Annotated in this window: 15 protein-coding genes; 6 read left to right on the top strand and 9 right to left on the bottom strand. The window is 70.2% G+C overall.

What is annotated here, in order from left to right:
• Window positions 1–200 precede the first annotated feature (200 nt).
• Complete coding sequence (locus AKJ08_RS10740) at window positions 201–1,730, top strand: YifB family Mg chelatase-like AAA ATPase (RefSeq protein ID WP_050726066.1); 1,530 nt, start codon at window positions 201–203, stop codon at window positions 1,728–1,730.
• Between the two features lie 33 nt (window positions 1,731–1,763).
• Complete coding sequence (recA, locus tag AKJ08_RS10735) at window positions 1,764–2,825, top strand: recombinase RecA (protein ID WP_205624711.1); 1,062 nt, start codon at window positions 1,764–1,766, stop codon at window positions 2,823–2,825.
• An 84-nt stretch (window positions 2,826–2,909) separates the two neighbouring features.
• Here the strand turns inward: recA and AKJ08_RS10730 are convergent, their stop codons facing one another.
• Window positions 2,910–4,118, bottom strand: a complete 1,209-nt coding sequence (locus AKJ08_RS10730) for a serpin family protein (RefSeq protein WP_050726065.1) — start codon at window positions 4,116–4,118, stop codon at window positions 2,910–2,912.
• A gap of 307 nt (window positions 4,119–4,425) precedes the next feature.
• Complete coding sequence (locus tag AKJ08_RS10725) at window positions 4,426–5,070, bottom strand: TetR/AcrR family transcriptional regulator (protein WP_050726064.1); 645 nt, start codon at window positions 5,068–5,070, stop codon at window positions 4,426–4,428.
• Between the two features lie 81 nt (window positions 5,071–5,151).
• On the opposite strand from AKJ08_RS10725, the gene AKJ08_RS10720 reads away from it, so the two are divergent.
• On the top strand, window positions 5,152–6,531 hold the full coding sequence (locus tag AKJ08_RS10720) for a carotenoid oxygenase family protein (protein ID WP_050726063.1): 1,380 nt from the start codon (window positions 5,152–5,154) through the stop codon (window positions 6,529–6,531).
• A 1,124-nt stretch (window positions 6,532–7,655) separates the two neighbouring features.
• On the opposite strand, the gene AKJ08_RS10710 is transcribed toward AKJ08_RS10720, so the two are convergent.
• The 4 genes from AKJ08_RS10710 to pssA all read right to left on the bottom strand — a co-directional run bounded on the left by AKJ08_RS10710 (window position 7,656) and on the right by pssA (window position 11,036).
• Window positions 7,656–8,177 (bottom strand): DUF1285 domain-containing protein, encoded by a 522-nt coding sequence (locus AKJ08_RS10710; protein ID WP_169788804.1) that lies wholly within the window; start codon window positions 8,175–8,177, stop codon window positions 7,656–7,658.
• Between the two features lie 71 nt (window positions 8,178–8,248).
• On the bottom strand, window positions 8,249–9,532 hold the full coding sequence (locus AKJ08_RS10705; RefSeq protein ID WP_169788803.1) for a CinA family nicotinamide mononucleotide deamidase-related protein: 1,284 nt from the start codon (window positions 9,530–9,532) through the stop codon (window positions 8,249–8,251).
• 20 nt (window positions 9,533–9,552) lie between these two features.
• Complete coding sequence (locus tag AKJ08_RS10700) at window positions 9,553–10,056, bottom strand: phosphatidylglycerophosphatase A family protein (RefSeq protein ID WP_205624710.1); 504 nt, start codon at window positions 10,054–10,056, stop codon at window positions 9,553–9,555.
• Between the two features lie 167 nt (window positions 10,057–10,223).
• Window positions 10,224–11,036, bottom strand: a complete 813-nt coding sequence (pssA, locus tag AKJ08_RS10695; protein ID WP_050727527.1) for a CDP-diacylglycerol--serine O-phosphatidyltransferase — start codon at window positions 11,034–11,036, stop codon at window positions 10,224–10,226.
• A gap of 432 nt (window positions 11,037–11,468) precedes the next feature.
• Between pssA and AKJ08_RS10690 the strand changes: the two genes are divergently transcribed.
• A complete protein-coding gene (locus AKJ08_RS10690) occupies window positions 11,469–12,611 on the top strand; it encodes an alpha/beta fold hydrolase (protein WP_050726059.1) in 1,143 nt (380 codons plus the stop codon).
• Between the two features lie 152 nt (window positions 12,612–12,763).
• On the opposite strand, the gene AKJ08_RS10685 is transcribed toward AKJ08_RS10690, so the two are convergent.
• On the bottom strand, window positions 12,764–13,792 hold the full coding sequence (locus tag AKJ08_RS10685) for a threonine aldolase family protein (protein WP_050726058.1): 1,029 nt from the start codon (window positions 13,790–13,792) through the stop codon (window positions 12,764–12,766).
• A gap of 57 nt (window positions 13,793–13,849) precedes the next feature.
• On the opposite strand from AKJ08_RS10685, the gene nth reads away from it, so the two are divergent.
• Window positions 13,850–14,551: an endonuclease III gene (nth, locus tag AKJ08_RS10680; protein WP_050726057.1), complete on the top strand. Its 702-nt coding sequence runs from the start codon at window positions 13,850–13,852 to the stop codon at window positions 14,549–14,551.
• A 63-nt stretch (window positions 14,552–14,614) separates the two neighbouring features.
• Here the strand turns inward: nth and def are convergent, their stop codons facing one another.
• Together def and priA are read right to left on the bottom strand one after the other, a co-directional pair.
• Entirely contained in the window at window positions 14,615–15,148 is a 534-nt protein-coding gene (gene def, locus AKJ08_RS10675; protein WP_050726056.1) for a peptide deformylase, read from the bottom strand.
• A 131-nt stretch (window positions 15,149–15,279) separates the two neighbouring features.
• Window positions 15,280–17,502, bottom strand: coding sequence for a replication restart helicase PriA (priA, locus tag AKJ08_RS10670; protein ID WP_050726055.1), 2,223 nt, complete (start codon window positions 17,500–17,502; stop codon window positions 15,280–15,282).
• Between the two features lie 248 nt (window positions 17,503–17,750).
• On the opposite strand from priA, the gene galU reads away from it, so the two are divergent.
• On the top strand, window positions 17,751–18,641 hold the full coding sequence (gene galU, locus AKJ08_RS10665) for a UTP--glucose-1-phosphate uridylyltransferase GalU (protein ID WP_050726054.1): 891 nt from the start codon (window positions 17,751–17,753) through the stop codon (window positions 18,639–18,641).
• Window positions 18,642–18,709: the final 68 nt, after the last annotated feature.

Here is an 18,709-nt window from a genome sequence, read left to right as displayed (position 1 = left end):
GCATCGGCTCGATATAGGCAAAGCGCGGAACGCACACAATCGACACGAGGCCGGACCGGCTTCCGGGCCCGCCGGTACGCCCGCGCGGCCTCGGTCCCCGAGCGCCTGATCTCCAATCCCCAGGGATTCCGTGGATCTCACGCCCCACCGGGACGCGGCACCGCTCTTGCGAAAGGCGACCCGTCGGATCGGAGGCGCTGATGATCGCGCGTGTTCTGAGCGGTGCGCTGAGCGGGATCGAAGCATCCAGGGTGCAGGTCGAGGCTGAGGCGAGCACTGGAATGCCCGTTTTCCAGGTCGTCGGGATGGGCGATCGAGCGGTCGCCGAGTCCCGGCATCGCGTCCGGTCCGCCATCCAGCAATCGGGTTTCCAGTTTCCCCAGCAGCGGATGACGGTGAACCTCGCGCCCGCCGATCTCCGAAAGGACGGCACGGGCTTCGATCTCCCGATTGCCGTCGCGGTGCTGATCGCGGCCGGCTTCGCCAAGCCGGAACGCCTGGAGGGCTTCCTCCTCGCTGGCGAGCTCGCCCTGGACGGAAGCCTTCGGCCAATCCCCGGCGGCCTCTCCCTCGCGGCCCATGCCCGGGACCAGGGTTGCGCTGGCGTCATCCTCCCCGTGGAGAGCGCCCGCGAGGCAGCCGTCGTAGACGGGATCGAGATTCTCGGCTGCTCCAGCTTGGCGCAGCTCGCTTCCTATCTGGCGGGCGACGAGCGCCTCCCGAGCCCCGAACCGTTCCGCTTCGATCCCGCCAGGTCGCCGCAGGAGCTCGATCTCTGTGACGTTCGCGGCCAGAGCGAGGCGCGCTTCGCGTTGGAGGTCGCCGCAGCAGGCGGCCACAACCTGATCCTCATCGGGCCCCCCGGGACCGGCAAGACCATGCTGGCGCGCCGGCTTTCCTCGCTCCTGCCGGATCTCTCCTTCCCCGAGGCGCTGGAGGCCACGCGGGTCTGGAGCGCCGCCGGCCGCCTGGGAGGCAGGCCGATCCTCACCCGGCCGCCTTTCTGCGCGCCCCATCACTCGGTCAGCGATGCAGGCCTCATCGGCGCCTCGAATCCCCCTGCGCCGGGGGAGGCGAGCCTCGCCCACCGCGGGGTCCTCTTCCTGGACGAGCTGCCGGAGTTCCGGCGCAACGCCCTCGAGTCGCTTCGGGAGCCGTTGGAGGACGGAGAGATCCGCATCCGCCGGGCCCATCTCTCCGTCTCGTACCCGGCGACCTTCCAGCTGGTGGCGACGATGAACCCCTGCCCCTGCGGGAGGTACTCGGCGGCGAACCCCGCGCTCTGCTCCTGCGCCATCGAGGCCGTGAGGCGCTATCGCTCCCGCCTCTCCGGACCGCTGCTCGATCGCATCGACATGCACGTGGAGGTGGGCCCGGTCGCGACCGAGGCTCTCACCGGTCCCCCTGGCGAGAGCTCGCGGAGCGTCCGCGAGAGGGTCTTCGCCGCCCGGGAGCGGGCGGCTGATCGTCTCGGGTGCCTGGACGGCATCGGCCCCGCGCTCACCAACGCCGCAGTGCCGACGGGGCTGCTCCGCAAGGCCTGCAGGGCCAGGCCCGACGCAGAGGCCTACCTCGCCACCCTCATCCGCGGCTGGGAGCTCTCGGCGCGGGCCTTCGATCGGCTCCTGCGCGTGGCGCGGACCATCGCCGATCTCGCCGATCGAGACGCGCTCGAGGTCGAGGACGTCGTGCGGGCGACCTGTTTTCGAATGCTGGACCAAGGGCTGTAGCGAGGGCGCGAGGGCGCCGAAAAGGAGAGAGCGATGGGCAAGCTGGAGAAGGTGGCGGAGCGGATGTCCGAGAAGGCGAAGGCGCTCGCAGCGGCGCTGAGTGGGATTCGAAAGCAGTACGGCGAGGGGTCGATCATGGCGATGGGAGAGGGCAGCCAGCAGGCGATCGAGGTGATTCCGACGGGCTCCATCGGCCTCGACCTCGCGCTCGGCTGCGGCGGTCTGCCGCGCGGGAGGGTCGTGGAGATCTACGGCGCCGAGTCGTCGGGAAAGACCACCCTATGCCTGTCGGCGATCGCCCAGTGCCAGGCGAAGAAGGGGATCGCGGCGTTCATCGACGCCGAGCACGCGCTCGATCCGTCGTACGCGCGCCGTCTGGGTGTGAACCTGGAGAACCTGCTCGTCTCACAGCCGGACTCCGGCGAGCAGGCCCTCGAGATCGCCGACGCCCTCGTCCGCTCGGGCTCCGTGGATCTCATCGTCGTGGACTCCGTGGCCGCTCTCGTCCCTCGCGCCGAGATCGAGGGCGAGATGGGCGACAGCCACGTGGGGCTCCATGCGCGGCTGATGAGCCAGGCGCTCCGCAAGCTCACTGCCGCGGTCGCGAAGAGCAAGACGACGGTCGTCTTCGTGAACCAGATCCGGATGAAGATCGGCGTGATGTTCGGCAACCCCGAGACCACGACCGGCGGACACGCGCTGAAGTTCTACAGCTCGGTGCGCTTGGAGGTCCGCCGGGCCGGTCAGGTGAAGGACGGCGACAAGGTCGTGGCGAGCAAGGCGCGGGTGAAGGTGGTGAAGAACAAGGTCGCGCCTCCCTTCGGAGAGGCCGAGCTCGAGATCCGCTATTCCTTCGGGATCAATCGCTCGGCGGAGGTGCTCGACCTCGCCAGCCGCGACGGCGTCAACCTCGTCGACCGCAACGGCGCCTGGTACGTCTACAACGGCGAGCGCCTGGGGCAGGGGAGGGATCGCGCCGCCGAGACCCTCGATCGCCAGCCCGAGCTCCGCGAGAAGATCGCGGCGGAGCTCGTCGCCCGGCTGAGCGGTGACGCTGCCGGCGGTCTCGAAGCTCCGCTCGCCGCCATCGCCTGAGTCGTCCGTCGGTTCGTGGCTGGGCGCTGGACGCCGTTCGCCGCAATCCCGTGAGGACGCGGCGAACGGCGTTTGTCGCTTTCCTCAGTCGCGCGGGTGGGTCACCCGGCCGATGAAGAGGATCGCCTGGGTCTTCTGGTCGCGGATGAGGAAGAGAAACGGCTGATCGGCATGAAACGACGGCATGGGGGTCGCGCCCCGGCTGCCAAAGAGGAGGGCCGTCGCCGCGCCCGCTTCGACGCCTCGTTCGTCGACGTGGACGAAGGACCGGTGGACGGCGTGCTCGATGTACAGCCGTTTCGCCGAGAGCTTGCTGAAATCCGCTTCTCCCTCTTTGAAGGCCCGCCGAATGCCCATCGACATCAGCGGCGGCTTCAGGTCCAGGGGCGCGTCGACGGTGAATCGTGGAATCGCGATCGAAACGTTGCTCCGGGAGAGCCGCGAGGTCCACCTTTCGAGGGTCTCGACCGTCAGCGCATCCTCGACCTGCCGCAGGGTCTTTGCCGGCTTTGCGCTGGCCGCCGGGCGCGAGGGTGCGACGCGATTCGCCGGGGTGGAAGGGGTGGGTGCTGACGATCTCGGGCCCAGCTGACCCAGTCCCAAACCAGTTGATCCGGTCGAATCGTCCTCTCCTTCGTCCGGCAGCACGAAAAGCATCGATAGATCGCCGCGGAAGGGAAGCTCGAGGAGCTTCACGCCATCCACCCGGGCGTACGACGCACGGCGTTGGGCGTGCATCATCGGCACCTCGATCGTCTGGCCCGTCAGCAGATGGAAGGGGCCGGGACGTGTGTCGTCGAGCTTGAACGGATGCATCCAACTTCCGGAGAGGCTCAGCGCGGAGACGAGGGCGAGCTGGGTCCTTGTGGTCACGAGCCCTGGCGGGAGGAGCGACGGAATCTTCCCCTTCGTCGTCTGGTCGACCCACCGGTTGATCCGCACCCGCGCGCCTTCCGGATCGCTGGAGATCGGCAGACGCTCGAACGACATCCCGGCCGCGGATGCGATCGTGCGCTCGTACTCGGCCTTCAGTGAAAGGTCATCGTCGACGAAGGCGCGGCTCGCAGCCTCTAGCTCCGCTCGGTCGGAGATCGACTGGAGCAGCTCGTGGCCCAGGCGCATGTACGCCACGTCGTCGCTCCCGACGCGGAGGGCCCGGCGAAGCTCGGCGAGGGTCGTCCCATTCGCGCCGGGAACTGCCAGCGAGAACGCCGCGGCGATCGACGGAGGCGAGATCGCTCCGTTCTCGTCGGTCCTCGCGGCACGAAAGAGCTCGAGGCCGAACTCGTTCATCGCTCTCGCATGATCCCGAAGCGACTCCGGACTCGGTGCAAAGAGGGCCGCAATGTCGACCTGCCCAGGAGGTCGTTTCGCGTCTGCCCCGCTCGTTCGCGTGGCGGCATGGGCAGAGGCCGCGATGGAGCCGGCCAGGAGCGCGAAAAACGCGAAGGAGCGAAGGCCGTTCGAGTCAGGCAAACCAGTGTCTCCGGATGTCGGTGCATCGCTGGGAAACCGCTACACCTGGAAGTGTTGCCGACGGAGACCCCATGCACAAGGGGCTCGACTACCACCGCTCGCCGCCTCCTACCCGGGGTCTCGCTCAGGCTTTCCGAGGCTCACGCCGGGCCGGCACGAATTCTCCGGTGACGGCCCGCGCAATGCGCTCGGCCTCGTCCATCGGGATGCCGATGGAGTCGAACACGCCGCTCACGAAGAGGCTCGCCACGCCGTGGGCCAGCGCTCGTCCCCGCAGCTGCTCGATCAGCGGGTGCCCGGCGGGGATGGCCCGCCCCGAGCGCACGAGCTCGGCGAGCTGGCTCCAGAAGGTGTCGAGTGAGCCCTGCAGCGCCTCGGGCGCCTTGGCATCCGGCGGAGGGGCGCCGCCGTAGTCGAGGAGTGCGGGGTCGGTCGCGAGGCGGTAGAGAGCCGGGTTCTGCGCAGCCCATCGGATGTACGCCACGCCGGAGAGGCGGAAGGCCTCGACGGGATCGGCCGCGCTCCCGACAGTCTCGAGGATGGCCGCGTTGAGGAGCCGGTTGCCCTCGGCTGCGACGGCGCGCAGGAGCGCGTGTCGGTCGGCGAAGTGCTTGTAGGGCGCGGCGGAGGAGACGCCGACGCGGCGGCCGACCTCCGCGACGGTCAGCGTGTCCAGGCCCTGCTCCCGCAGCAGCTCGAGGCTGGCCTCGACGAGCGCACGTTTGAGGTCTCCGTGGTGGTACGGGCGTGTCCTGTCCTGCTTTGCCATGGCGCTTCCTCTCCGTCCCCCCTTGCAAAGTAAGTATCACTTACTTACAAGGATGTCACCGCTGCTTACGAAGAGGTCCCCATGCGCGCCGCGAGCCCCCGAAATCCCCTCCTCCGCTCCCTCTCCCGGCCCCACGGCTTCGAGCCCCTCCGGGTCGAAGGCAGGCTCCCAGAAGGGCTCCGCGGCACGCTCTTTCGCGCGGGGCCGGGCCTCTTCGAGCGCTTCGGCAAGCCGGTCGCCCACGCCTTCGAGACCGACGGCGCGATCACGGCGGTGCGCTTCGGCGACGGCATGGCGCTGGGAGCAACGCGCATCGTGGAGAGCGCGGGCTACCGGGACGAGGAAGCCGCCGGACGATTCCTCTACAACTCGTCGGCGTCGTGGCTCGATCGCATGCGCATCGCCCGGCGCGGCTCGTCGAAGAGCACCGGGAACACGTCGGCGTTCCTTTGGCAGGACCGCCTCTTCGGCTTGATGGAGGGCGGGCTGCCGCAGGAGATGGACCAGGACACGCTCGAGACGCTGGACGCCACCGATCTCGGCGTGATCCCCGGCGCCTTCTCGGCGCACCCGCACCGCGTGGCCTCCCTCCGGACCACGTTCAACTTCGGGCTCCGCTACGGCAGGAAGATGCAGATCGATCTCTTCGCGCTGCCCGACGAGGGCCCGGCGCGGAAGCTCGGCACCCTCGAGGCTCCGTGGCAGAGCATGGTGCACGACTTCATCGCCACCGAGCGCCACATCCTCCTCCTGCTCGGTCCCGTGGAGCTCAACCTCCTCCGCGCGATGGCCGGCCTCGCCGACATCACCAAGCTCTTCCGCTGGCGGCCCGAGCTCGGCTCGCGGCTCTTCGTCGTCCCCCTGGACGACGTGAACGCCGCCCGGACCTATGAGCTGGATCCCTTCTGGGCCTGGCACATCGCCAACGCCTTCGAAGAGGGAGGCGGTCCGAGCCTCGACATCTGCCGCCTACCGACCTTCGGCCTCGACGAGACCGACCTCGTCCGATCGGACGGGACGGCGCCCCTGCTGACGCGCCTCCACCTCGACTTCGCGACGGGAAAGGCCTCGGAGACGCGGCTCTTCGACGTGGCCTGCGAGCTGCCGCAGATCGCTCCGCAGGTCGCCGGCGGACGGTACGGGACTGTCTTCGCCCAGACCGAGCGCCTTGACGGGAACGAGCGCCTGCGCGGCGTCACCCGCATCGACCTCGCAGGCGAGCGGAGCGCGGAGTGGCTGGTTCCAAACGGGCACATCCCGAGCGAGCCGATGCTGGTCGCTCGGGGCGAGGCGGAGGACGACGCCTGGGTGCTCGATCTGGTCTACGACGGGGGGCGCGACACGAGCTACCTGGCGGTCCTCGATGGCCAGCGCCTCGAGGAAGGACCGGTCGCCACCGTGCACTTCGATCAGCCGATCCCGATCACCTTCCACGGCGCGTTCGCGGCTGCCCGTTGGTAGCCTGGCTCGAACGATGACTCGTCGGGCCGTGGAGGCCCGGCGAGATCAATCCTCTTCCGTCGTGGTGCCGTAGCGGGCGGCGCTCCAGCCCGCCCAGACGGTCGCTGAAGGAGGCTGGGCTCCCGGGCGACGTTCGTTCTCCATGGGGGTGCTCCGCCGCTTGCGGCCGTTCGCCCGGGGATCAAGGGCCCGCCCGCGGGAATCTCCGTTCCGGCCGTCCTGGCCGGGACCCGCAGCGCGGCGGTCGCCTCCGCGTCGGGGGTCGGCGTTCCCTGGCCGGTTCCCGTTCCTCGACGGATCGGCGGCGCCGTTTCTCCCGTCCGCCTTCCCGGGCCGCCCGTTCTGATCCTGTCCGTTCCGCCTCGCATCGGCGCCGCCGGGCTTGGCGGACCGGGTATACGGGCCGCCATTTCGCCTGCCGTCGCCATTCGCCTGGGCGGGAGCGTCGGATCGCCGTCCGTCGTCCCGTCGCGCCGGGGGCGCATCCTTGGGGCTCGGGGGCGCACGCCGTCCAGCAGCCTGCGGGGCCTCGACGACGGCGCTCGTAGAGTCGGCCTCGCTCGGGACCGACGTGGCGGCCTTGGACGGAGCGTGAGCTTTGGTCTCCGGGGCGTCGGCGGACGCGTCGTCGTCGGAATCGTGGACGTCGGACTCGTGGTCGTCCTGGTGGGCGGCGAGCGTGTCTTCCGTCGCCCCGTCCTTGCGACGGCCTCTTCCTCCGCGCCGTCCCCTTCGCCGGCGTCGGCGGCCACCGCCCGCGTCGGACGAGGCGCCGGCTTCGTCAGCGCCGATCGCGTGCGTGTGCGGAGCGGTGGGCTCCCCGGAGGACGGGGCGTGGTCGGAGGGGGTGGGGGAGTCGGTGAAAAATCCGCGACGTCGCTGGCGGTTTCGAATCGGTGCAAGCAGAAAACCTCGGACGAATTTCGTCCTGCGAGCTTCGGCGCAGGCGCGCTCATGGCGCGGGCCCGCGATCGCTCGCTGTAGGGGCGGCAGGCCCAGGGCGCGAGGGGCGAAGTGGTTCGCCGCGTGCGTCCGCCTGGTCGAGGCCGCCAAGGGATTCATGAAAGGAACACGCGAAGGATGCAGGGGAAATCCTGGGTTCGTCCCCGCCGGAGCGGGAATCCTCATGTTCGAAGGACCGGCGGGCCGTTGTCGGCAGGCGCCGGACCCTCCTCGGGTCTGGGAGGAGGCGAGCCGGGATCGTCGGAGATCGCCCATGAGCGATCGCCGAACGAAACGAAGAAGCTGCCTCCGTCCTCGCGGAGATAGGGAATGAGATCGGCTTGGGCCTGCCTGGAAAAACGGGCCCGATGATCGCCCTTCACGCGGCAGTAGATCACCTGCTCGCGAGAGCGGGCGAGCGTAGCGGGATCGAGGGGCTCCCGGCTCTCGTCGGAGAGCCGAAGATCGAGGTGGTCGTCTTCGGGCACCACTCTCGTCACCTGGTACGGCGCGTCCTCGATTGTGACGTAGGCCCAATCGCGGCCAAAGCGGAGCAGGTATCGACCATCCGGGGCACGCTCGAGCCCCTGATGCCACGCTCGGACGATCGCGGGATGCCGGACCGGCTCGTCGTCGTGCCAGAACCGGCCGTGCGCATCCAGGCGAATGCCGCTGTCGACCCGCGTGTGGAGACGCTTCGTCACGGACGCCATCGTACCCCGACCGGCTGCGCTTGGCTCGTCTCCCTTGGGGGCGGCGGACGAATTATCCAGGATCAGCCGGGCAGGCGCAGGCCGAGGGCCCGTCGGCGGAGGAGGTCGAGGGCGAGGTGGGCCGCTATCCGGCGGACGTCGTTCCGGCCGAAGAGGAAGCGCTGGCGCACGACCGAGGTCGGCCCACCGCCCCCTGCGATCGCGGCGAAGACCGTGCCCCTTGGGTGGGCGTCGTCTCCCGCGTCCGGGCCGGCGAAGCCGGTGAGGGAGACCGCCACGTCGGCGCCGCTCCGGGCGAGGGCGCCCTCGGCCATGGCGACGGCGCATGCCTCGCTCACGGCACCGTGGCGCTCGAGGAGGTCCTGCGGAACGTCGAGCCAGCGCTCCTTCAGCGACTCGGCGTAGGTGACCGAGGAGCCGAGGAGGACGTCGCTCGCGCCCGGCACCGCCGCGAGGGCGGCGGAGGCGAGCCCTCCGGTGAGCGATTCGGCGAAGCACACAGTCCAGCCGCGCTGCCGGAGTGCGGCGAGGGTCGCGCCCGCGAGGGTCTCGCCCTCGCCACCGAAGACGACGTCGCCGAGGGCCGCGCGAACGTCACGCTCGATGGCGTCGCACCTCTGCTGGGCCTCGTCGGCGGTGCTCCCTTCGGCGAGGAGCCGGACGTGGGCATCCGGGAACGGGACGCGCGTGCCGTAGCGGACATGGGGATGGGCGGCGAGGAGCGGGACCACCGCCTGATCCATGTGCGACTCGGGGATCCCGAAGCAGCGCACCTCGCGGGCACAGCGGTGGACGCCCTCGGCCTCGATCCGTCGCCGGAGGCGGGGAAGGAGCCGGTCGCCGACGATCCCCTGGAGCTCGGTCGGAACGCCGGGCAGGAACCAGAGCTCGCAGGTCCCCGGGCGGGTCCGGTGAGGCTCGCCCACTTCGAGGGCGAAGGCCGTGGCGGTCCCGTACTCGTTTCCGAGGACCTCCGCGCCGTCCGGCACCCGCGCCTGCCTCTCGTTGTTCGGCGTCAGGGTCCGACCGAGGGCGTGGAAGCGGGCCCGGATGCGCTCGAGCTGCTCGGAGTCGACCACGGGCTGCAGGTCGAAGGCCTCGCAGACGCCGTCGACGGTGAGGTCGTCCAGGGTGGGGCCGAGCCCGCCGGAGACCACGACCAGGTCCGCCCGAGCCGCGAGCTCCCGGAGGGCGGAGACGAGGTCGTCGAGGCGGTCGCCGATCACGGTGGTGCGGGCGAGCCTCTCGCCGAGCGAGAAGAGGGCGCCTCCGAACCAGGTGGTGTTGGTGTCCGCGAGGACGCCGGAGACGAGCTCGTCGCCGGTGGCCAGCATCTCGATCCGCATCGCATCCCCCTCGGAGGTGCCTATGCCGCTCCGAGCCAGCCGAGGCGCCATAGGACCTCGAGGACGATGCGCGCGTAGACGCCTGCTACGACGTCGTCGAAGGTGACGCCAAAGCCGTTGTGCACCTTGCGATCGAAGTAGGAGGCGGGCCAGGGCTTGACGATGTCGAAGACCCGGAAGACGAAGAAGCCGGCAACGGCGACCTGCCACGTGAACGGGAGCAGGCCCACCGTGATGAAGAGGCCGGCGAACTCGTCGGAGACGATGCGCTTGGAGTCCACCACGCCGTGGAGCTGGCCTGCGCGGTGGGCGGTCACGACGGAGACGGCCGTGAACAGCGCGACGCAGGCGGCCCAGCCCCACCAGGGCTCGATCCGCGACAGCATCCAGGCGAAGGGCAGGGCGGCGAGGGTCCCGAAGGTGCCGGACGCCACGGGGAAGTAGCCCGAGCCCAGGCCCGAGCTCCAGACGATGGCGAAGCGATCCCAGAGGGTGTGCTTCGGCAGGCCTTCTCCTCGAGCCACGGAGGAGGGCTGGTGCGGCTCGGATTTCGGAAGGGGAGAGGGTGCCATGGTCGGTGCAGCCCGGGCGGAGGCTGAGAGCCCGTGAAGATGGTCACGAGCTCTCGCGGAGCCGAAGGCGGAGCAGACGAAGAGTAGAGCGCGCTCGCTCGCGACGCGAGCGCCCTTCGTTATTCGTCCTCCGGGCTCTCCTCGTCCTCATCGACGATGGTGGAGCGCCCGTCGGCGGCGGCGCGAGCCAGGAGGCGCTCGTCGCGGCGGCGGCGGAAGAAGATCACCTCTTCGGCGATGCCGGCGCAGACGTAGAGCGTGCCGAAGACGAGGAGGGTGAAGCTCGCCCGGTACTGGAGGGTGAGGGCCACGGCGCTGGTGGCGAAGAAGGCGGAGATCCCCGCGGTCTTCCGCGAGAGGTTCATCTTCTTGAAGGTCCGGTACCGGACGGTGGAGACCATCAGGTACGAGAGCAGGGCGACCAGCACCGCGACGGGCAAGACGGGCACTTCGTCGCCGCCGAAGCCCTTGTAGTGCGCGATCACGAGGGAGACGAGGACGCCCGCGGCGAGGGGGATGGGGAGGCCGACGAAGAAGGTCGAGCTCCCCTTGCTGCCCCTCATCTCGAGGACGTTGAAGCGGGCGAGGCGCAGCGCGCCGCACGCGGCGAAGGCGAACGCGAGGAAGAGCCCCACGAAGCCCAGGGGCGCCAGGGCCCACTTCCACACCAGCAGCGCGGGCGCAGCGCCGAAGGTGACCACGTCGGCGAGCGAGTCGAGCTGCATGCCGAAGTCGGACTGGGTCTTCGTGAGCCGCGCCACCCGGCCGTCTAGCCCGTCGAAGAGCATGCCGAAGAGGATCGCGAGCGCCGCCGCGTAGAGCTTCTCCGCGGAGGGCTCACCCGCGACGAGGCTCATGGCGTAGAGGCCGCAGAAGACCGAGCTCAGCGTGAAGAGGTTCGGCAGGATGTAGAGCCACTTGCGTGGACGCATCATCTGGGAGCACCCCATGCGAAGGCCGGACTGTGAACCGCCGCGGCACCGGCCAGCTGGCCATACCACCACCTTTTCCCCGAAGAAAGCAAGCCGCATGCCGCGACGCGGCATGGCCTGGTCGCCTCTGGATGTCGTCTAAAGTGGGCTCTGCGTGACCGGAATCCGGCGAATCCGGCCCAAGCGGGCGGCGAAGGTCTCTCCACGCTGCCACCCGGCGGTGGCTCCCGAACGGAGGCTGGTGCGCGAAGCTTTGCCAGGTGGAGACGGTTCTTCCACCGATTCGCTCGACGCGGGCGTGTCGGCTGGGCAGCATCTGGCGGTGGCGCCGCGCGTTCTCCACTTCGCCCCTTGAGAGCGGAGCGGTGGGCAAATGGGCGCGGGAGCGCCTCGGGCGCTCGTGGACGCACGGGCGACCGGACCGCCGTGCGGATGGCCGACTGCACGGCGAAAGAGGGTCCGGCCTGGAAGGAGCACGCCCTGATCCTCGCATTGATCCTCGTCGCGGCATCCCTGGCCCTGGTGCTCCTGGGATGGGCGCACCACTGGTTCTGGCGCGGGTACCTGAGCCCCAAGGACGTGCCGGACGAGGTCCACACGGTGCGCACCGCCGACGGCTGGCGGATCGGGATCCGGCGCTATCTCCCGAAGGGGGACAAGCGCTACGCGGAGCCCGTGGTCCTCTGCCATGGCCTTGGCGCGAACCACTACAACCTCGATTGGGATCCGCCCTACGGCCTCGCGCAGGCCCTCGCCGCGGAGGGGCGCGACTGCTGGGTGGTGAGCCTCCGTGGACACGACGGGAGCGACCGGCCGACGGCCTTCAACCCCCTGCGCTGGGGCTTCTCCTTCGACGACTACCTGCGCTTCGACGTCCCCGCGGTGCTCGACCACGTGACGGCGTCCACCAGCGTCCCGAAGGTGCAGTGGGTCGGGCACTCGATGGGAGGGATGCTGGCGTACGCCTTGGGAGGCGGTCCGTACGAGAGGATCCTCGCGGGAGGCGTGGTGGCCGTCGCGTCACCCTCCTCGTTCAGCAACCAGCCCTATCTCCGGAGCGTCGCCAGGCTCGGGAAGTGGCTCGCCCGCTCGTCGCGGGTGCCGCAGCGCTTCGTCACCCACATGATCGCGCCCTTCATGGGGCACTTCAATCTGCCGTTCTCCGAGATCGCGATCGCCCCGCAGAGCATGGACGGGAGGCTGGTGCGTCGGCTGCAAGCGTGGGCCTTCGAAGACATCAGCGCTGGTGTCGCCCGGCAGTTCGACGACTGGGTCTCGAACGACGCGTTTCGCTCCTTGGACAAGAGCCAGGATTATCGAAGCGCGATGGGTGCCTTCACGGCGCCGGTCCTCGTGATGGGCGGATCCAGCGACAAGATGGCGCCGCCGCGATGCATGGAGGACGCCCACCGCCGCCTCGGCAGCGCAGACAAGACCCTGGTCATCCTCGGCAAGGAGCTCGGCGCCTCGTTCGACTACGGCCACGGCGATCTGATGCTCGGCCGCGCGGCGCCGGGCGAGGTCTATCCGCAGATCGCCCGATGGCTCGAGGCGCGAGCGACGCGGGTCGGGTAGGGCGGGTCCAGCCCCGCGCCTCAGAGCGTTTGAAGAAATCGGTCCCGCACGAGCGGGCCCGACTTCTTCAGCCGCGCTCCGCGCGGAAACGCTCTTCTTTTCGTCTGCTCCGCCTTCGGCTCCGCGAGAGCTTGTGAATTCTTCACAAGCTCTCAGAGGCAGGCCGCGAGGGCGGCCGCAGCGGCCATGCATCGGTCGCGATCGACGTCGAGGTGGGTGACCAGGCGCAGGCGGCTCGCGCCGTCGCTCCCGGCGAGCACACCCTTCTCACGTAGCCGCGAGAGGACGCCGGCGCCGTCGGTCCCTGCCGGCAGATCGACGAAGACGAGGTTCGTCTCCACCGGATCGACGCGGAGGCCGGGCACCTTCTCGAGGGCATCGGCGAGGAGTCGGGCGTTCTCGTGATCGAGGTGGAGGCGCACGAGGTGGTGGTCGAGGGCGTAGAGGCCCGCGGCGGCGAGGACGCCGGCCTGCCGCATGCCGCCGCCCAGCCGCTTCCGCAGGCGGCGCACCTTGCTGCAGAGGGCCGCGCTCGCTGCGACGAGGGAGCCCGCAGGCGCGCCGAGACCCTTGGAGAGGCAGACGCTCACGGTGTCCGCTTCGGACGCGTACCGTGACAGAGGCACGCCGGAGGCCACCGAGGCGTTCCAGAGCCGAGCGCCGTCGAGATGTACAGCGAGACCGGCCTTCCTCGCTGCGCCCGCGACGGCCTGGAACCGTTCGATGGGCCAGACGGTCCCGCCGCCGCGGTTGTGCGTGTTCTCGAGGCTGAGGAGGCGGGAGAGCGGGAGGTGGTCGTTCCCCGTCGGCCGGATCGCGGCCTCCACCTGCTCGGGGCGAAGGAGACCGCGCTCTCCCTCGAGGGTGCGGGCCTGCGCGCCCCAGAGGGCGGAGAGGGCGCCGCCCTCGAAGGCGAAGACGTGGGATCCGGCCTCGCCGATCACCTCGTCGCCAGGGCCGGCCTGGGCGCCGATCGCGAGCTGGTTCGCCATGGTGCCGGAGGGGACGAAGACCGCCGCCTCCTTGCCCAGCAGCTCGGCGACGCGGGCCTCGAGGGTGCGGACGGTGGGATCCTCTCCGTAGACGTCGTCGCCCACCTCGGCGAGGGCCATCGCCTCGCGCATCTCGGCGGAGGGGCGGGTGACGGTGTCGGATCGGAGATCGATGAGCGGTTCGGTCATCCTTGAAGTAGTACCCGACGGCACGCCGCGGACGAAACCGCTATCCTCCGGACGAGAATGAGCACGAGCACAGGGACGAAGTCGAAGGGTGGCGCAAAGCGGCCGCGAGCGATCTCCAGGGCCGAGAAGGAGAGGGCGATCGAGGTGATCGCGCGGCTCGACCGCGAGATGCCGGACGCGAAGATCGAGCTCGATTTCGCGAACGATCTCGAGCTGCTGGTGGCGGTGATGCTCTCGGCGCAGTGCACCGACGCGATGGTGAACCGGTGCACGCCCTCGCTCTTCGCGGCCTTCCGGACGGCGGCCGACTACGCGGCGGCCCAGCCGGAGGACCTCCATCCCCACATCTCGCGCTGCGGCCTCTACCGGAACAAGGCCAAGAACATCGTCGCCGCGATGCAGCGGATCGAGGCGGACTTCGGCGGAGAGCTCCCCCGGACGCGCGAGGCCCTCGAGGAGCTGCCTGGCGTCGGAAGGAAGACCGCCGGCGTGGTGGCCGTCTACGCCTTTGGCGGCCAGGCCTTCCCGGTGGATACCCACGTCGGCAGGCTCGCCCGCAGGCTGGGGTTCACCAAGCAGTCGGATCCGGACAAGGTGGAGGAGGAGATGCAGCGGACGCTGCCGCCCGAGCTTTGGGGAAAGGGGCACCAGCTCCTGGTGTGGCACGGCCGGCGCTGCTGTGACGCGCGCAAGCCAGCCTGCTCCCGCTGCGTCGTGGCCGACCTCTGCCCGAAGCGCGGCGTCGACGCGGAAACGTAGTCTCTGCAGTCGGTTCCGCTGCCCCGTGGCGGGTTCCAGCCCCGGGGCATGTAGTCGAAATGCTTAGGCCCGAACGTCCGCGACGTCGTCGGCGGTGCGATCCCGCTTGAGGCGCTTCATCCGCTTGCGGATGAGCTCGCGCTTCAGCGTCGACAGATGGTCGACGAAGACCACGCCGTCGAGGTGATCGCACTCGTGCTGGAGGCAAACAGCCGTCATCCCGGTGGCTTCGATCTCCTGCTCGACGCCATCGCGATCGAGGAAGCGGACCCGGACGTGGGCGGCACGGATGACGTCTTCCGACTCGTCGGGCACCGAGAGGCAGCCTTCGCGCCACTTGAGCGTCCCGTCGCGGGAGAGGATCTCCGGGTTGATGAGGGCGAGGGGCTTCGCGCCCTCGTGACCCGGCGAAGTGTCGGTGACGATCACGCGCTGGAGCACGCCGATCTGGGGAGCGGCCAGGCCCACGCCGTCGGCGGCGTACATCGTCTCGAACATGTCGTCGATGAGAGCTCGAATCGAGTCGTCGACCGTCGAAACGGGGAGCGCCTTTTCCTTCAGGCGGGGATCGGGCCAGATGAGGATTTCGCGAACCATGGCGCTCTAATAACATGCCGCAGCCAAGAATCTTCGCGGCCCGAGAAAAGATAATCGGGGACGTGGACCGCCGCAACCGTCGGACGGAACACGTGGGCCGCCCGCTTTCGCGTTCGGTTCCGGCCGAGACGTCAGAGCATCGAGAGCGGATCCATGTCGAACGCGACCTTGACGCCGTTCGGCGCGGTCTGGGCCACGTCGACCAGCCGCCGGCCCAGGGCCTGGAGGGGGCCGGGACCCTGGGCGAGCAGGAGGAGTTGGAACCGGCTGCGGCCGCGGAGCCTGGCGATCGGGGCGGGCGCCGGTCCCAGGAGCTTCATGCCGGGGAACGCCCAGCGCTTGGCGGCCTCGGCGAGGCGGCGCCCGGTCCTCTCCGCCTCGGCGGAATCCTCGCCCTCGATCCGGACGGCGAGGGCTCGAGAGAAGGGCGGGTAGCCGAGCTCACGGCGGCGCTCGAGCTCGCCAGCGGCGAAGCGCGGGAAATCGTGCCCCTCCACACAGGCGATCGCGCTGGCGGACGGGTGGAAGCTCTGGATGAGCACGCGGCCGGGGTCGCGGCCCCGGCCGGCCCGCCCCGCCACCTGGGCGAGGAGCTGGAAGGTCCGCTCGGAGGCGCGGAAGTCGGGCATGCCCAGGCCGATGTCCGCGAGGATCACGCCGACGAGCGTGACGCCCGGGAAGTCGTGGCCCTTCGCCACCATCTGCGTCCCCACCAGCACGTCGGCCTCACCTTTCGCGAAGGCGGCGAGGATCCGGGTGAGCTCGGCGGTGCTGCCCACCGCGTCGCGGTCGAGGCGCAGGGTGCGGGCGTCGGGGAATCGCTTGGCGAGCTCGCGCTCGACGCGCTCGGTGCCTGCGCCGATCACCAGGAGCTCGCCCTTGCACGAAGGGCAGCCCGCGGGCTTCGGCGTGCGGAAGTCGCAGTAGTGGCAGCGGAGCTCGCCGCCACGAGAAAGATGATGGGTGAGCGCCACGTCGCAGTCGGGACAGCGCGCGCTCTCGCCGCAGGCGCCGCAGAGCACGAGGGAGGCGTGCCCGCGGCGGTTGAGGAAGAGGATGGCCTGCTTCCCGGAGGCGAGGGTCTCCTCGAGGGCGAGGGAGAGGCGCGGGCCCAGGAGCTCGAGCTCGTCTCGCGGCTCCGTGGGGGCCTCGTTGCGCGTGCGCCGGGCGGCGGAGAGGTCCACGAGCTCCACCGTCGGCAGCGGCCGCGAGTCGATCCGCTCGGGCAGCTCGACGAGCCGGTATCGCCCCTCGCGGGCATTGGCGAGGCTCTCGAGCGAAGGCGTCGCGGAGCCAAGCACGCAGGGTGTCTGGTTCAGGCGCGCCCGGTAGACCGCGAGATCCCGCGCGTTGTAGCGCAGCTTCTCCTCCTGTTTGAAGGAGGGCTCGTGCTCCTCGTCGACGATGACCACCCCGAGCGAAGGGACCGGCGCGAAGACGGCGGAGCGGACCCCCACCGCGATCGTCGCCTCGCCGTTCCGAAGGCGGCTATGCTCGCGGGTGCGCTCGCGATCCGAGAGGCCGCTGTGCAGGACCGCGACCTGGGAGCCGAAGCGGGCGCGGAACCGGCCCGCGAGCTGGGGCGTGAGCGCGATCTCCGGCACCAGGACGAGCGCGCCGCCGCCGCGCTCCCGCACCTCGGAGATGATCCGGAGGTAGACCTCCGTCTTTCCGGAGCCCGTGACGCCGTGGAGGAGGAAGGTCTCGAAGCGGCCCAGCGACGCCGTGATGGTCTCGATGGCGCGGGCCTGGTCGTCGGAGGGCCGCGGCGCCTGGCCTCCTGAGAAGGGCGAGTCCGGCGCGCCGCCGTCCGCGGCGTGCAAGGCCAGGATCCCCTTGGCGGCCAGCTTGCGCACGAGGGCGGGGGCGTCCTTGACCGCGACCTTGAGCTCCTCGAGGCGGGCGCTGCCTCCACGGGCCTCCAGGTGGGCGGCCAGCGCGGCCTGGCTCCTCGATCGGCCAAGCGCCGCCTTCCACACCTCTGCCGGCTGGATGAGCGAGACCGTCTCGATGGCGGGCGCCCGCTCGGTCGCGGGCTGCCGGTCCACGCGGCCGAGATCCGGCGGGAGCGCCGAGCGGAGGGCCTCGCCGAGCGGGTAGAGGTAGTAGTCCGCCGCGAAGCGGATCAGCGAGAGGAGGTCCGGCGAGAAGAGGGTCTCGCCGTCCAGGGCCTGCTCGATCCGGCGCACCTTGCCTTCGGGCGCGGCCTGGGCGGGGCCCAGGTAGAAGCCGATGGCGCGCCGCCTGCCGAAGGGCACGACGAGGCGCTGACCCGGCTCGAGGCGGGCGTCGTCGTCCGCTTCGTACGTAAACGTTCCGCGCACCGGCGCGCCGACGGCAACCTCGAGGAGCACGGGCGCACCATAGCAGCCGACTCGGACGTCCGACCCGAAAGAGGCGCGGGCCGCTCCGGTGACGGCCCGCGGGCGCGACTGCGACCCCAACGGGACGCCCCGGTGAAGGTTCGTCGGAACGCCTCGCGGACGACGCCGGAGGGCATGCGAGCGCTTGCCTGGCCTACGTTTCGGCGACTAGGGTGCGCCTTCCGGCACGGTGGCGGGATCGTTCCGATTCCGCGAAAAGCCACCTTGGGAGGGGATCGATGGAGCGGGGCGGTAGGAAGGTACGCAAGTGCGTGGTCCCGGCGGCGGGGCTCGGGACGAGGTTTCTTCCGGCGACCAAGGCGGTGCCCAAGGAGCTCCTCCCCATCGTCGACACGCCGACCCTGCAGTACATCGTGGGAGAGGCTGCGGATGCCGGGATCGAGAGCGTGATCCTGATCACCGCGAGGGGGAAGGGGTCGATGCTGGACCACTTCGACCTCACGCCCGAGCTCGAGGAGACGCTGGTCGCGAGGGGGAAGCACAAGGAGCGGGACGCCATCCGCGCGATCAGCGCGATGGCCTCGATCGTCTCGGTGCGCCAGCAGGAGCCCCTCGGCCTGGGCCACGCGGTCCTCCAGGCCAAGTCCGTGATCAACGACGAGCCTTTCGCCGTGATCCTCGGCGACGACATCATCGACGCCGAGGTCCCGGGGATCCGGCAGCTCATCGAGTGCCATGAGCGCACGGGCAAGGGCGTCGTGGCCTTGATGGAGGTCCCGCCGGAAGAGACCCACCTCTATGGGATCGCCGCCGGCCAGATGCTCGACAGCCGCACGATGGCGATCGACCACATGGTCGAGAAGCCGAAGGCGAGCCCTCCCTCGAACCTCGCGGTGATCGGGCGTTACGTGCTCCCGGGCCGGATCTTCGAGCTCCTCGAGAACACCAAGCCAGGGGTCGGCGGGGAGATCCAGCTCACCGACGCCCTCGCCATGCTCGCCGCCGAGGGCGGCCTCGTGGGCTACTGCTTCGAGGGCAAGCGCTACGACGCCGGCGATCGCCTCGGCTATATCAAGGCGAACGTGGCCTACGCGATGAAGCGGCCGGAGCTCCGGGAGGGGCTGGTGCCCTGGCTGGAGCAGCTCATCGCGAACGCGAAGGGCCGTTGATCTCTCGCGTCCCCGGGAGCGAACGGGAGCGCGCTGGCGTACCGTCCCCACCCGCGGGGCGCACGCCC

This window comes from Vulgatibacter incomptus, from assembly GCF_001263175.1.
Lineage (GTDB): Bacteria > Myxococcota > Myxococcia > Myxococcales > Vulgatibacteraceae > Vulgatibacter > Vulgatibacter incomptus.
The sequence above is the reverse complement of the archived record's forward strand: the minus strand, read 5'-3'. Positions and strand labels throughout refer to the sequence as shown.